Source organism: Paraburkholderia rhizosphaerae, from assembly GCF_004366595.1.
Taxonomy (GTDB): domain Bacteria; phylum Pseudomonadota; class Gammaproteobacteria; order Burkholderiales; family Burkholderiaceae; genus Paraburkholderia; species Paraburkholderia rhizosphaerae.
Genome location: NZ_SORE01000005.1, coordinates 127407 through 141110, shown reverse-complemented (window position 1 = coordinate 141110; position 13704 = coordinate 127407). Strand labels below are relative to the sequence as shown.

Sequence of the window (13704 nt, the reverse complement as noted above, 5' to 3'; positions counted from 1 at the left end):
CATCCGGCGCGCGTCCTGCATCGGTAGATGAACAGGGTGTTTCGATACGAGGTCCTCGCATGACTTCATGTTGTCGCACGCGGCTCGCGGTTGTCTCCATCGCGTGTGCCGCGTGCCTGCCACTCGCTACGCTGGCCGCAGGGCCCGCTGCCGCGGATTCCACCGGCAAGGCGACGCCTGCGCAAGGCTACAGCTACCCGACCGAGGGGCGTGTCGAGTACGTGCTCGGTTGTATGGACGAAAACGGACACGACTTCGCCAACGTCTACAAGTGCTCATGCGCGATCGACAAGATCGCGGCGGCGCTACCGTACGACGATTACGTCGAGCAGTCGACCTTCTCGAAGTACGCGACGATGGGCGGCGAAGGCGGCGCCGAATTCCGGATGGACAAGGCCCGTGCGCAGACAAAGAAATTCCGCGCGTTGCAGCAGACCGCGTACGATCAGTGCGGACTGGGTAAGCCCGCCGCGTCGGCATCGGCGAAATAGCGCGACGGCGGCGGCGGAAGCGCCGGGCTGAAGCGGCGCTGTTCAGTGCCGCTCAGAGGCGGTCAGTACGCGCTCAGTCGATGCTCAATCGGGAATCAGTCCTTCGCCGAGCGACGCGCATCGGCCCCACAGGCTGCGGGCTTCGCTACGCGTGCGCGTCCGCTCGATCAGCACACCCACTGCCGTTACGTCGTCGAACTTCGCGGGCTTGCTGAGCGATACACGTACCCAATGCGCGCCGAATGTGCCGATGATCAATTGCGCGACCTGCTCGGCCAGCGCCTCGAGCAGCTGAACCTTGTGCGTCGCAAGAAGCGTATGCAGCGCGGTGCGCACCGCCGAATAGTCGACCGTGTCCCCAATGCGATCGGTATCGCAGGCACGAAGCCTCGGTACGCCGATCGCTAGATCGAGTCGTACCGGCTGTGTCGTGTGCAGTTCCGGCGCATCGATGCCGATCACCGTTTGTCCGGTGAAACCCTCGATATAGACGATGTCCAGCGCGACACGCGCCGGCACACGGGTCAGTGCATCATCGGCCGCAAACCGCTCGTTCATGTCGTCGAGCGCGATATCGATCGGTTGCCGGATCGCGCGAATTGCATCGAAACGCTCCATAAGGGTGACTCCGCCGCCTGTCGGCATTCAAGTAGTAGAGATTGAACCGATTGACCGCCGCCGTTGCACAGTGTATAAGCATGAAATGTGAACGCGGCATGTCACGTTAAGCAAAAAGCGCGCACGGCAATGCGGTCCTTATAAGACTACTTATTGATGACCGGCGCTATCGGTTGTAGAGTGTTCGCAAGCAGACAATGAAGCGGTTGCCTACAATTGTCTGGCCGTTGTGCTGTGGTTGTGGCTTGGCGGATGCGCGACGCAGAATCGCGCGGCGCACAGGGGAAGAGGTACACATATATAAAGGCGTCGGCGCGCCGCTAACCCGGTGCGGATAAGCCGAACGCAATGGAGACGCCCCAACATGTCATCGCTCGCTGACACCAACTCGCACATTCGAGATGTTCTGAACACGGTCCACAACCAGTCGCCCGCGCGTCAGACGAGCGATTCGGTCGCGCAATCGTGGACGCGCTGCCTGAACGAGTTCGGTCTCGACCCGGGCCGCTTCATCATGCCGCCCGTGCTCACGCAACACGAACTGTCGTCGCGCCGCGAAGCGGCGACCGACCTGATCGCGTGCTCGAAGCTTGAAATGACCACGCTGTATCAGCAGCTCGCCGACCCGAGTCTCGCGGTCGTGCTGACCGATGCGGATGGCGTAATCGTGCATCAGGTATCGTCGGTGCCGTTCAGCGAGGCCGTCGCCGCGGATGGATTGCGCGTTGGCGCGGTATGGAGCGAGCGTACCGCCGGCACCAACGGCATGGGCACCTGTCTCGCCGAACGCGAATGCCTTGCGGTCTATCAGCACGAGCATTTCTATCCGCGCTACACGTCACTCACCTGCTCCGCCGCGCCGATCATGGACGACCGTGGCATGGTGATCGGCGTGCTCGACGTGACGAGCCACTCGAAGCTGTTACAGCAGCACTCGCTGGTGCTGGTCGGCATGTCGCGGCAGATGATCGAGAACCGGCTGATCGACTCGCGCTACCGGCGCGCGAACATGGTCCACTTCCACAGCCGGCCCGAATTCGTCGGCACGCTGCACGCGGGCAAGCTCGCCGTCGACGACGAAGGCATCGTGCTCGCGGCCAGCCGCAGCGCGCTATTCCAGCTCGATCTGCGCTCGCCGGACCAACTGTGTGGCAAACGGATCGAAGAAGCGTTTAGCGCGACTCTTGAAGATATGGTGGCACGCAGCATTCGCGGCTCGTTCCATCCGGTCACCGTCTACGGCGCGCATACGAACAACCGCTTTTTCCTCGTCGCGCAAACGCCGCGCGATGCGACCACATTTGCCAGTGCGTTCTCGACGCTGCCTTCGCCGCGCGCACCGGCCGGCGATGCCGCGCCGCGCGGCCGCGTGGCAAAGACCAAGGAAACCCGCGCACTTGCCAGCAGCCGTCTCGACAAGCTGTCGCAACTCGAATTCGGCGACCCGCGGATGGCATCGCAAATCCAGCTCGCGGCACGCGCGATCCAGCGGAAGATACCGATCATCCTGCGCGGTCAGACCGGCACCGGCAAGGAAGTATTCGCGAACGCGCTGCATAGCATCAGCCCGAATAGCGGCGGCAGCTTTGTCGCGGTGAACTGCGCATCGCTGCCGGAAAACCTGATCGAAAGCGAGCTGTTCGGCTACCGCGCCGGCGCCTTTACCGGCGCGCAGCGTGAAGGACGGCGCGGCAAGATCGTGCAGGCCAACAACGGCACGCTGTTTCTCGACGAGATCGGCGATATGCCGATGGCGCTGCAAGCGCGTCTGTTGCGCGTGCTCGAAGAGCACGAGGTCACGCCGCTTGGCACCGAGACCACGCTGAAGGTGGACTTCCAGCTGATCAGCGCGAGCCACCGCAACCTGCTCGACCTTGTGCAGCGGGGGATGTTCCGCGAAGACCTGTATTACCGTTTGAGCGGCATCGAAATCAATCTGCCCGCATTGCGCGAGCGCGCGGACATCGGCGCGCTGATCCAGCATCTGCTCGACAGCGAATCCGATGAAGCACCGGCGCTCAGCGCGGAAGCGCGCCAGGCGCTGCTCAACTATGCGTGGCCGGGCAATATCCGCCAGTTGCGGCACGTGCTGCAGATGGCGATCGCACTGTGCGACGGCACGGAAATTCGTTGTGCGCATTTGCCGCCGGAAATCATGCAAGGCAGCGGCGCGCCCGCGACCGTTGCACGCGCAACCGAAGTGCCGGCCGCGATGCACGAGATACCGGCGTTGCCGGACGACTGCGATGTATCGACGCTCAACGCGATTCAGATCAAGGAACGCGAAACCGTGCTTGCGATGCTCGATGAACACCGGTGGAACGTCAGCAACGTCGCCAAGACGCTCGGCATCAGCCGCAACACGTTGTATCGGAAGATGCACAGACTGTATATCCGCCTCTCGCACGACACGCCTTCCTCGCTCAATGATGCGTGACGCACGACACCCACGCCTGTCGCCGGCCTCACGGCTATACGGTTCATGAGCGCGCCGACGCCCGCGCGCCGCCCCGGCGAATTCAGGCCCGACGCGCGCTTCGCATGGTGCGTGACGGGCTCCGGCCATATGATCGAGGAATCGATCGATGTGGCGTTGCAACTGCCAGACGTCGACATGTTCCTGTCCGCGGCCGGCGAAGAAGTGTTGCCGTTGTACGGTTGGCCGATTGCAAAGCTGCGTGAGCATTTCCGCGTGATGCGCGACAACAGCGCGAGCAGCGTGCCGGTCGGCATGCTGTACGAAGGCCTTTACCACACGGTGGTGATTGCGCCCGCAACCAGTAATACGGTGGCGAAGTGCGCGTTCGGCATTTCCGACACGCTGCCGACCAACCTGTATGCGCAAGCCGGCAAACAATGCGTGCCCGGCATCGTTTTCGCATGCGACACCGAGCCTACCGTGATCACGCAAAGTCCGCACGACTGGGTCGAATTGCGGCCGCGCGCGATCGAACTCGAGAACGTCGAGCGGCTCGCGCGGATCGAACACACGACGGTCGCGCGCTCGCTCGACGATCTGCGCGCCGCGCTCACGCAACGGCTGTCGACTCTCGGGCTCGCATGGAACACATCGTCTTCCTGACTGGCAGGCTGGCCGAAAAAAGCGTCGTGCAGGTGCTCGAAGGCTTCGCGAATCCGACGTTCACGTGGGAAGTGCGCGAAATCGGGCTGCAAGTCGCCGGGCTGATGACCGCGGACATGATCCGTCGGCGCGTGCCGCTGCCACTCAACGCAAACCGGATGATTGTGCCCGGCCGCTGCCGCGGCGATATGGAAGCGCTCACCACACATTTCGGTTTGCCCGTGCAGCGCGGGCCCGATGAGATCAAGGACCTGCCGCAATTCTTCGGACAGGCGGCGCGCAAGCTCGATCTGTCGCGTTACGAGACCGAAATTTTCGCGGAAATCGTCGATGCGCCGCGGCTCGATCTCGAAGGCATCGCCGCGCGCGCGAAGCGCTTCGCGGACGAAGGCGCGAATGTGATCGATGTCGGCTGCCTGCCCGATACGCCGTTTCCACATCTCGAAGACGCGGTGCGGATGCTGAAAGACGCCGGCTATCGCGTCAGCGTCGATTCGATGCTCACCGATGAACTGCTGCGCGGCGGCCGCGCAGGCGCCGACTATCTGATGAGCCTGAACGCGGACACCTTGTGGATTGCCGATGAAGTACCGGCGACGCCGATCGTCGTCGCGCGCGAGCCGCGCGATACCGCATCGCTGCATCAGGCGATCGATGCGATGCTCACACGCGGCAAGCCGTTTCTCGCCGATCCGATTCTCGACCCGATTCCGTTCGGCTTTGCCGCGTCGGTTGCGCGATACGTCGCGCTACGCGAGCGCTATCCGCAGATCGCGATCATGCTTGGCATCGGCAACGTCACCGAGCTGACCGAGGCTGACACGACCGGAATCAATGCACTGCTACTCGGCATCGCGGCCGAGTTGCACATCGCGGCAGTGCTCACGACGTCGGTGAGCCTGCATGCGCGGCGCGCGGTGCGCGAAGCGGATATCGCGCGCCGCATCATGCATGTGGCCGAACAGCAGCAAGTGCTGCCGAAAGGCATATCGGGCGCACTCGCCGCATTGCATGCAAAGCGGCCGTTTCCGTATAACGCCGATGAGATCGCGGAATTCGCGGCCGGCGTGCGCGATCCGAATTTTCGCGTGCAAGTGTCGGGCGACGGCATTCATGTGTACAACCGCGACGGCCATTTGAAAGCCACCGACCCATTCCAGCTTTATCCGCAATTGAAGGTCGAAGACGACGGCGGTCACGCGTTCTATCTGGGCGTGCAACTGGCGCGCGCGGAAATCGCATGGCAGCTCGGCAAGCGCTTCGATCAGGATGAGCCGCTCGATTGGGGCTGCGCGGTCGAGCGGCCTGAGCAGGATCTCACCGCGTGGCACCTGCCGGGAAGCACGAAGAAAAAGGGCTGACGGGTCGACGTCTTTGTGCAATGCCGAGGCTCGCCGCCAGGAAGACGCGAGGCGTGATAGCGTTGCGTCGTCATCGAACGGAGACGCGACATGAAAAACCCACTCAACGTCTGGCCGATGCTGGCTGCATTGGCAATAGCGTTTTCGCTCGCTGGCTGTGCCGCGGGCGGCGCGCAACAAGGTACGCAAAACCATCTGAGCGCAACGGAATGCGCGGACCTGACCGCGGTCAAACACGACGCACCGGCCACCCACAAGCTGAATCTGAGCGAATTGTCCGCGCTGGAGAAAGCGGGTTACCGCCCGGCATTGGGCTTCGATCCGTACTATCCGCAAGATCTGCAGGACGCGCAGCGTAAGGTCGATGCCTGGTATCAGGCGGAATGTCCGCAGGCGAAGCAGAGTCAATAGCGCACAAGCGCACGCCCGTTCGAGATTTATTTCGGCACCGCCTGTCCGTCGGCATGCGGCCCGCGCGTCATTGTGATGGCGGCCCGATACGTTCACCCGCCTCAACTCTATGACGGAGGCTCATATGCAATATCTTTTGATGATCTATTCGGAAGAAAACAGCTGGAACCAGATGACCGACAGCGAGCGGCAGCAAGGCGTCGCCGCTTATCAGGCATACACCGAATCGTTGCAGAAAGCGCAGGCGCTGGTGGGAGCCAACCGGCTGCAGCATACGAGCACGGCGACCACGGTAAGCCTCGTCGACGGCAAGCCGCAGGTGCTCGACGGGCCGTATTCCGATTCGAAGGAGCAACTCGCCGGCTACTACCTGATCGACGTGCCGAACCTGGACGCGGCGATCTCGTGGGCATCGCGCTGTCCCGGCGCGGCGCACGGCACCATCGAAGTACGCCCGGTGTGGACCGCTCCGAAAGACGCGCGATCGGCGTGATGAGTCCGTCCGGCGGCGGCGGTGATGCGAACGGCGCCGCCCAATCGATTGCCGAGGCAGTCGCCCGCCGCAGTTACGGCAAGCTCGTCGCACTACTGGCGATGCGCACGCGCGACCTGGCAGCGGCCGAAGATGCGCTGGCCGACGCCTTTGCCGCCGCGCTCGCGGACTGGCCCAAGCGCGGCTGCCCCGCCAACCCCGAAGCATGGTTGATGACGGTGGCGCGCCGCCGCGCGATCGATGGCGCGCGGCATCGCCGGATCGGCGACGACGTGACCCACCAGCTCGCAATCCTCGCCGACGAATTCGACGAACGTGAAACGCGTGAGTTGCCCGACCGTCGCCTTGCGCTGCTATTCGCATGCACGCACCCCGCGCTCGAGGCCGCGATTCGCACGCCGCTGATGCTGCAGGTGGTGCTCGGACTCGAAGCGAAGACAATTGCCTCGGCGTTCCTGATGTCGCCCGCTGCAATGAGCAAGCGCCTCGTGCGTGCTAAGAACAAGATCCGCGCAGCGGGTATTCCGTTCAGCGTGCCCGAGCGGGAGGAGCTGCCGGGCCGGCTCGCCGCGGTGCTGGAAGCGGTTTATGCAACGTATGCCGAAGGATGGACCGACCCAGTCGGCAGCGATACCGAGCGGCGCGATCTCGCCGGCGAAGCGCTATTTCTTGCGCAGATGCTCGCGGAACTACTGCCCGAGGAGCCCGAGACGCTCGGCCTGTTTGCGTTGATGCTGTATGCGCAGGCGCGCCGCGATGCGCGACGCGATGCCGCCGGCGACTACGTGCCACTGTCCGCGCAAGATCCCTCAACATGGAACGCGCCGATGATCGCCGCTGCCGACGCGCTGCTGCGGCGCGCAAACGCGTTCAACGCAATCGGACGCTTTCAGCTCGAGGCCGCGTTGCAGTCGGCACACGTGCATCGCTGCCAGACGCGTTGCTCGAACTGGGGCGAAATCGTGCAGCTATACGACGCGCTGTTCGCGATTGCCGCATCGCCGGTGGTCGCGGTGAACCGCGCGCTCGCGCTCGCCGAACGCGACAGTCCGCAGGCGGCGCTCGACGCACTCGAGCCGTATCGGGACGATCCGCGCCTCGCCGACTACCAGCCGTACTGGGCCGCACGCGCGGATCTGCTCGCGCGTGCCGGCGCGACGACTGACGCGCTCGACGCATATGGGCTTGCGATCGGTCTCGAGCGCGATCCGGCCGTGCGCCGGTTTTTGCAGTGCAAGCGCATGGCGCTGTTATCGTCGTCGAACCGCTAGCGCGGCGCGCTGGTGTCGGTTACGCGACCAGCATCGGGATAGGACCTTGGTCCAATTGGCCATGCACGCGAGGCGATCCACCATATCGAATGACTGGCGTCCGCCCGGACAGTGAAAGCTATCGCCAGCAACCTCGTGAAGGATCGACAGATGGGACTGCTCAACTGGCTCCTCGGTCGCGATCGGGTACAGATTGCCCCACAAATCGCGGCGCAAATCGACGATGGGGTCAACCGCGTACTGGCTATGTATCCGCGTTTGCAGCGGGCGTCGCACTACAAGGAGCGTCTCAAACCTGGCGTGGTTGCGTCGCTGCAGCACATCGACACGTTACTGGCTTCATTGCCGGTCGCGCACCAGGCGGACCAGCAGGCATGGTCGTCCGATTTAGCCCTGCGCGCATTCTTCGCTACGCCAGACGATCTCGTGCAGGCCTTTGGCCGTTCCGAAGAACTGCGTTCGTTCTTCGATCAACATCCGGATTCAGCCGAAGCCTATGCGGCGCTCGGCATGGCGATGAAAGAGCGTCATTTCCTCGGTGTTGAAGCCGAGGGCGATCAGGTGCGCTACGACGTGCCGCAGACTTCATTGTTGTTTGGCGATCATCAGGTGCGGATGTGCAGCCGCGGCGAGCGTGAGCTGCGTGAGGAGATCGGCCATCGGTTGTTCGATCAGCTGGTGTTGGAGGGAATGGCCAAGCTGGCGACCGATCGCGACAAACTGCTCGATGAGGCTCGCGAGCTGGTGCAGGCGCGCACGACCCTGCTGGAGCGGCAAGGTGTGGGCATGCGTTCGGTCGTAGGCGGCGAGGCGCTCGACGATGCCGCGGAACTGGCGCATCTACAGGCACAGCTCGAAGAAAATGCGCGTAACCTGAGCGAGCTCAGAATGCCGACCAGAACATACGACCTTCAACTGAAAGGAATATGCGAGGTTCTGACGGCGCCAGCGGCGCATCTGTATGTCAGCAGCAAGCGCATTCGCATTGACCTGATGAATGTGATCCGGGAAAACGACGGCCCAGGGTGCCATGAAATCGAGTTTCACTTTGCGCGCATTCCCGGCGATCCGCCGCGAACACGCGCTTTCGTGCTGGTGTGCTTCCCTCGACGTGAAATGCCGGCAGGCGGATTGCGATTCGACGATGTGATGCGCGGCCTGGGGTAGCGCGCGTCGTCACGCGGCCGGGCAAAGCGTCATGACGCACGCATCCGCTTAAGTTCGTCGATGCGCAGGCGGTAGCTTCGCAGCAGACACGCTTTGTCGTCACACAGGTTGCGAGACTGGCGAAGCCATGTCCGTTGATCCGCCCGTAGCCGCGCCTTGTTAGTGGTGGCCTTTAACTTCTGGCCGTAGATTTCCGTCAATGCGCTATCGACGCGGGTTAGCTCTTCATCCCCGCAAACAAGTTGCGCCTGGAGCGATATCAGCTTGCTGCAATCGAAACTACGCATTAAGGCAAGCGTCGTCCCGCGGTGAATTTCCAGCAGCCCCGGCCTACACAGCCCCGGCAGGGACCTGCACGCGACGTCCCGCCCGACCCACGCCATGTCTGTCGCGCCATATTGCGTGACGAAACGATTGATCCCCGCCTGGCTCACGCCCCTTTGCATCGCATTCGCTGCGATGATTTCGTTGCAAAGCGAATCTTCCTCGAAGGTTCGCCCATCGCGGCGATAGCAGCTGTGAAAACCAAGTCGCCCGGTACCCACAACTCCGCGCCGCTCTCCTGAAGCAAACAGGATCGACGCGCAAGCGGACGCGCATTGGGCGTTATCCGGAACCACGGTATGGACGCGCACCTTATCCATTGCGTCGACGAGCCGGAAAGCGGCTTCGACGTTGCCTCCGGGGCTATTCAAAACAAGAACGACGAGCCCTTCAGCGTCGCGGCCAGCTTGTCGGGCGAACGCAGCAAACTTCTCCGCATCGCCATCCTGAATCCTTCCTTCCGCAATCACCATCTTCAGCTTGAGTTGCGGCTGATCGTATATCCTGAAGTCCATCGCCAGTACAGCCCCGGGAAGCATCAGCACAGCGGCGCAAAGCCAGAAAAGCAACCGTCTGGCCAGGCTTTGCGCCGGCGTGCGCGTAGTGCGTGGAGACCCCATGCTGCGCATCGACTTTCCTCAATATCCGAAGCATCAGCGCCCTTCGCTGGTCACCTGAATATAGTCGCCCTGCTTCAATGCGCGTCGCTGGACAACGATTTATCGAACAGGTCGACCTGGGCCATCATGCTCTCGTCGAGGCCGCTGATCGCACGCGGGAGATCGGCTTCGATGTCCTGCATGAAGTGATAGGTGTACGGGTCGATGGTTTTCATCCAGTAGACGCGTTGCCGGAACACCGCTTCGTGCGTATCGGCTGTGAACATCACGATTTCGCCCCTAACGAAACGGGTATAGGCGCTCATCGGTCCGTTTGAGCTGTACATCGGCGTCACGCGAATCAGAAGGACGGCGTCGCTATCGCGATAGGCCGGTCCGCTTGCATGCCAGTCGAAATGGTCATCCATCGAAAACGTCGGTAGCGTAGGCGCGGATGCGTCGGCTTCCTTGACGACATAGCCGTGCGCGCGCAGCGCTGCTTCAATGCCATCGGTAAAGCGGCGGTTCAGTTTGGTATCGCCCAGTTTTGCGGTGACAAGATCATCAAGCGAGCGGGCATTCTCCTTTGCCGTGTTGGCGCTTGTGAGGCTATTGAGCGCGATACCGAGCAGGCCGCCGGCAGCAGCGGGCACCTGGGCCCGCGCGCCACCATAGACCGTTTTACCCGGGTAGATCACTGTGACGGTGTGGATCGTGCGAATCTTCGCGGCATCGACCTCAGCGACCGGCGGCGTGCCGCAGCCCGTGAGTGCAGTGAGCGCCGCGATTGCACCGATGTTCAAGAGTTTCGACAGGAGTCGCATCAGTCATTCCATTCAGGAGGGGCGGGTTACCGGAGATTTGTCGTTTCGCGTTTTATCGGACAACTAGCGAAAAACTTGAGGTCGAATCTGGCCCCGTTGCGCGGGTTTAATACCCACTACTCGCGTCGCACCGATGCTCGAGACTGAGAAACGGCATTGCCACGCTGTTCTACGTGCTGGGCGCGTGGACCTGCCGGGCGGCGAGGACACCGGCGCTGCGGCCACAACCGCCCGGGCGTATCATCGCGGATCACGTGTTCAGTCGCGGCGACGCGGCCACGCCATCATCCGGCAAGACAGTCATGAAGCCAATCCCTTTAGAGGCGTTGCTGCGCGATATCCGCGCGTGTACCCTTTGCGCACCCTCGCTGCCGCACGCGCCACGTCCCGTTCTCGCAGCGTCCGAACACTCGCGCATTCTGATTATTGGCCAGGCGCCGGGCGCGAGAGTGCATGCGTCAGGCGTTCCATGGAGCGATGCGAGCGGTGCTCGCTTGCGCAGCTGGCTCGGCGTCGACGACGACGCCTTTTACGATGACGCGAAATTTGCGCTGGTGCCGATGGGTTTCTGTTTTCCGGGTCGCGGCCCAAGTGGTGATTTGCCGCCACGCCCCGAATGCGCCGCACGTTGGCATCGAGATTTGCTAACACAGCTGCGCTCGGTCCAGCTGACGGTGCTAATCGGTCAATACGCACAGCGCTTTGGACTTGGCGCAGCGTACGGCAAGTCGTTGACCGACACCCTCTTACGCTGGCGAGACTTCAGCCCGCAACTGATTCCGTTGCCTCATCCGTCACCGCGCAACATCGCGTGGTTCAAGCGCAATCCGTGGTTCGAAGCCGAGGTATTGCCGACACTGCGCGAGCGCGTCGCGCAGGCGTTGTCTGCAGGTCGCAGCACATAAGCTGCTGCTGGGTGCGAGTCGCACTCATTGCACGAGCACAACCGCCAACCTGCGGGTCTTCGTCGCGAATGACGCGAGCACAGCAAGTCCCATTTTTGCTCGAAAGCGCGCAGACGTCGTACGCGTCGCGCAAGTTCTTTGAGTTAAACGCAGCTGATCGCGGGTAGCACACACGAACGCGCACGCTCAGCTAAAACCGATCTCGCCTTGCCAGCCGTCTTTTGTCAGCACGACGACCTGCTTTAGCTGCAGCGCCCCGCCGCTTCGCACGACCATCGCGACCACCGGAAACACGCGCTGCACATCCGGGTCGCGGGTCCACGGCGCGGCCTCGATCGTGTACGTGTAGGTAATTACCGTGCGCTCGGTGCCATTGACGTTATGGGGCAGATCCCAGCCGATCACCTTGTCGATATGCAGTTTGCCGTAGCAGACATCGCCCTGGTGCATCGTGACCGTACCATTCGCGGCCATGCTCGGTAGCTGCTTGTCCAGGTAGTACTTCTTGCCCTCGTCGCTGAGCGTATAGCGCATCGTCGAATCGGAGATCTGCTGCTTGTGCACAAGGCCGACTTTCTCCAGCACCGGCAACTGCAGCGAATTCGCGGTGCGCTGTTGCGCCTCGTCCTTCGTGATATCGATCGGCCATTTCATTTTGCCGATGCACATGTCGCCATGCGCGTCGAGAAAACTCGACAGCGCCGCGGTGAGGTTCTCGCGATTCGGCTCATCGTTGTGCGTGCTGCTGCATGCGGCAAGCAGACATACGGGCAACCACCACGCTTTCAACCAGTTCAGTTTCTTCATGTTCAGCCTGCTACTCCAACCAGGGTGCGCACCCGAAGGCGCGCTCAATCGAATATCTGTTTTGTGAGTCGCTTATCTGCGTCACTTATCTGCGTCACCTCGCCGGCGGCTGGAAGCCGTCGGTTAGCGTGCCGAGGAACGCAACAAGGTCGTCCACTTCCTGTTCCGTCATCGCCGGCGCAGCGCCGCGCGTATGCACGACCGGCACGGTCATATCGATGTTCGGCTGATACTGCGCCGGCAGATCGTCATAAACATTGACACTGCCGTCAGCGGCCTTCGCGTAATAAAGCTCGGGGTTCGTGTCGCGCTTGTTGTAGAACTCGACAACGTCACGCAGCGTATGGAACACGCCGTTGTGGAAGAACGACTGGCGCGTCGCGACGTTGCGCAGCGTCGGCGTTTTGAACATGCCGCAAAACTTCGCTGCATTCGCAGGCGTGTGACCAGTATCGGCGGCCTGACACAGGCCCATATCGAAGTGCGTCGGATCGGCGTTCGCGGGAATTTCCATGTTTCGCGGCGGCGCCACGGCTTCGAACGAATAGTCGGTGAACGGCGCGACACTGCCGCCTTGCGCATTGCCGCTCAGGTGGCACGCGATGCAATTGCCCTTGTTTTCGTCGTTGAACAGCTGCAGGCCGTGCATTTCCTGCGGGGTCAGATAATTCCCTTGGTTATGCCGTAACAGATCGAACTTGCTCGTGTACGGATGGAAGCTCGGGTCTTCCTGCTGAAAGCTCTGCAATGCGGAAATCGCCATATTGAAGGCCTTCGCGGGATCGCTGAATGCATCGTTGCCGAACGCCTGCTTGAAGAGCGCCGCATAAGGACCGGCCTTCAACGCGTTGACCACCGCTTCCGGGCTGCTGTTTGCCATTTCGTACGTGGACAGCAGCGGGATCTTCGCCTGGTTCGCGAGCGAGTCCGCACGGCCATCCCAGGTGAAACCGCCACCGGGACCTGGCGGCGTCACGCCGTCCGGGTTGTCGAGCAAATCGGAATACGGCGGTGTGAACTCCTTGTAGCGCAGTGACGGCACGGCGCGCACACCGGGCGTGTTGTCGTCGACGCCGCCAAGCTGAACCGCGAGACCGTTCGGCGGGCCATAAGCGAAATCCGGGCTGTGACAGGTCGCGCACGAAATCTTGCCGGACCCGGACAAGGTTCTATCGAAGAACATTTTCGCGCCGACCTGAGCGGCGATGCCCAGTTGCGGCGCGTCGGACGGTGCGGACGCGGCACCCGGCGCGGACGCCGATTGCTGCTGGCTGTTGTTTTTATCACCGCCGCCGCATGCCACGGCAATCAGTGTCGCGGCGACGACGCCTGCAAGCAAGGCTATACGCAT

At 62.3% G+C, this 13704-nt stretch carries 14 protein-coding genes; 9 read left to right on the top strand and 5 right to left on the bottom strand.

Going from position 1 to position 13704, the window contains the following annotated elements; genetic code table 11:
* The first annotated feature begins 59 nt into the window (after nucleotides 1-59).
* Nucleotides 60-491, top strand: a complete 432-nt coding sequence (locus tag BX592_RS08285) for a hypothetical protein (protein ID WP_134191181.1) — start codon at nucleotides 60-62, stop codon at nucleotides 489-491.
* A gap of 84 nt (nucleotides 492-575) precedes the next feature.
* Here BX592_RS08285 and BX592_RS08280 read toward each other — a convergent pair whose 3' ends face one another.
* The gene (locus BX592_RS08280; RefSeq protein ID WP_134191381.1) at nucleotides 576-1049 is read right to left on the bottom strand and encodes a dihydroneopterin aldolase; all 474 of its coding nucleotides are present in this window, start codon (nucleotides 1047-1049) and stop codon (nucleotides 576-578) included.
* Nucleotides 1050-1473: 424 nt separating this feature from the next.
* Between BX592_RS08280 and BX592_RS08275 the strand changes: the two genes are divergently transcribed.
* From BX592_RS08275 to BX592_RS08245, 7 genes are all read left to right on the top strand, one after another.
* Nucleotides 1474-3546, top strand: coding sequence for a sigma-54-dependent Fis family transcriptional regulator (locus BX592_RS08275; protein WP_134191180.1), 2073 nt, complete (start codon nucleotides 1474-1476; stop codon nucleotides 3544-3546).
* Nucleotides 3547-3591: 45 nt separating this feature from the next.
* The gene (locus BX592_RS08270; protein WP_134191179.1) at nucleotides 3592-4191 is read left to right on the top strand and encodes a flavoprotein; all 600 of its coding nucleotides are present in this window, start codon (nucleotides 3592-3594) and stop codon (nucleotides 4189-4191) included.
* On the top strand, nucleotides 4170-5552 hold the full coding sequence (locus tag BX592_RS08265; protein ID WP_134191178.1) for a DUF6513 domain-containing protein: 1383 nt from the start codon (nucleotides 4170-4172) through the stop codon (nucleotides 5550-5552). The genes BX592_RS08270 and BX592_RS08265 overlap by 22 nt, the downstream gene beginning before the upstream one ends.
* Nucleotides 5553-5642: 90 nt before the next feature.
* On the top strand, nucleotides 5643-5963 hold the full coding sequence (locus tag BX592_RS08260) for a DUF4148 domain-containing protein (protein WP_134191177.1): 321 nt from the start codon (nucleotides 5643-5645) through the stop codon (nucleotides 5961-5963).
* Nucleotides 5964-6087: 124 nt separating this feature from the next.
* A complete protein-coding gene (locus BX592_RS08255) occupies nucleotides 6088-6456 on the top strand; it encodes a YciI family protein (protein ID WP_134191176.1) in 369 nt (122 codons plus the stop codon).
* Nucleotides 6456-7727 (top strand): RNA polymerase sigma factor, encoded by a 1272-nt coding sequence (locus tag BX592_RS08250; protein WP_134191380.1) that lies wholly within the window; start codon nucleotides 6456-6458, stop codon nucleotides 7725-7727. The genes BX592_RS08255 and BX592_RS08250 overlap by 1 nt, the downstream gene beginning before the upstream one ends.
* Before the next feature lie 150 nt (nucleotides 7728-7877).
* Nucleotides 7878-8894: a hypothetical protein gene (locus BX592_RS08245; protein ID WP_134191175.1), complete on the top strand. Its 1017-nt coding sequence runs from the start codon at nucleotides 7878-7880 to the stop codon at nucleotides 8892-8894.
* Nucleotides 8895-8923: 29 nt separating this feature from the next.
* Here BX592_RS08245 and BX592_RS08240 read toward each other — a convergent pair whose 3' ends face one another.
* On the bottom strand, nucleotides 8924-9847 hold the full coding sequence (locus BX592_RS08240) for a lysozyme inhibitor LprI family protein (protein WP_134191174.1): 924 nt from the start codon (nucleotides 9845-9847) through the stop codon (nucleotides 8924-8926).
* Nucleotides 9848-9912: 65 nt separating this feature from the next.
* Entirely contained in the window at nucleotides 9913-10641 is a 729-nt protein-coding gene (locus BX592_RS08235) for a hypothetical protein (protein ID WP_134191173.1), read from the bottom strand.
* A gap of 302 nt (nucleotides 10642-10943) precedes the next feature.
* Between BX592_RS08235 and BX592_RS08230 the strand changes: the two genes are divergently transcribed.
* Nucleotides 10944-11546: a uracil-DNA glycosylase family protein gene (locus tag BX592_RS08230; RefSeq protein ID WP_134191172.1), complete on the top strand. Its 603-nt coding sequence runs from the start codon at nucleotides 10944-10946 to the stop codon at nucleotides 11544-11546.
* Nucleotides 11547-11732: 186 nt separating this feature from the next.
* Here BX592_RS08230 and BX592_RS08225 read toward each other — a convergent pair whose 3' ends face one another.
* A complete protein-coding gene (locus BX592_RS08225) occupies nucleotides 11733-12353 on the bottom strand; it encodes a hypothetical protein (RefSeq protein WP_134191171.1) in 621 nt (206 codons plus the stop codon).
* 94 nt (nucleotides 12354-12447) lie between these two features.
* Entirely contained in the window at nucleotides 12448-13704 is a 1257-nt protein-coding gene (locus tag BX592_RS08220) for a cytochrome-c peroxidase (protein ID WP_134191170.1), read from the bottom strand.

Coding starts and splice junctions, on each gene's coding strand:
- BX592_RS08250 (WP_134191380.1), top strand. CDS start 6,456: ATGAGTCCGTCCGGCGGCGGCGGTGATGCGAACGGCGCCGCCCAATCG.
- BX592_RS08265 (WP_134191178.1), top strand. CDS start 4,170: ATGGAACACATCGTCTTCCTGACTGGCAGGCTGGCCGAAAAAAGCGTC.
- BX592_RS08235 (WP_134191173.1), bottom strand. CDS start 10,641: ATGCGACTCCTGTCGAAACTCTTGAACATCGGTGCAATCGCGGCGCTC.
- BX592_RS08260 (WP_134191177.1), top strand. CDS start 5,643: ATGAAAAACCCACTCAACGTCTGGCCGATGCTGGCTGCATTGGCAATA.
- BX592_RS08280 (WP_134191381.1), bottom strand. CDS start 1,049: ATGAACGAGCGGTTTGCGGCCGATGATGCACTGACCCGTGTGCCGGCG.
- BX592_RS08225 (WP_134191171.1), bottom strand. CDS start 12,353: ATGAAGAAACTGAACTGGTTGAAAGCGTGGTGGTTGCCCGTATGTCTG.
- BX592_RS08220 (WP_134191170.1), bottom strand. CDS start 13,704: ATGCGTATAGCCTTGCTTGCAGGCGTCGTCGCCGCGACACTGATTGCC.
- BX592_RS08285 (WP_134191181.1), top strand. CDS start 60: ATGACTTCATGTTGTCGCACGCGGCTCGCGGTTGTCTCCATCGCGTGT.
- BX592_RS08255 (WP_134191176.1), top strand. CDS start 6,088: ATGCAATATCTTTTGATGATCTATTCGGAAGAAAACAGCTGGAACCAG.
- BX592_RS08275 (WP_134191180.1), top strand. CDS start 1,474: ATGTCATCGCTCGCTGACACCAACTCGCACATTCGAGATGTTCTGAAC.
- BX592_RS08270 (WP_134191179.1), top strand. CDS start 3,592: ATGAGCGCGCCGACGCCCGCGCGCCGCCCCGGCGAATTCAGGCCCGAC.
- BX592_RS08230 (WP_134191172.1), top strand. CDS start 10,944: ATGAAGCCAATCCCTTTAGAGGCGTTGCTGCGCGATATCCGCGCGTGT.
- BX592_RS08245 (WP_134191175.1), top strand. CDS start 7,878: ATGGGACTGCTCAACTGGCTCCTCGGTCGCGATCGGGTACAGATTGCC.
- BX592_RS08240 (WP_134191174.1), bottom strand. CDS start 9,847: ATGCGCAGCATGGGGTCTCCACGCACTACGCGCACGCCGGCGCAAAGC.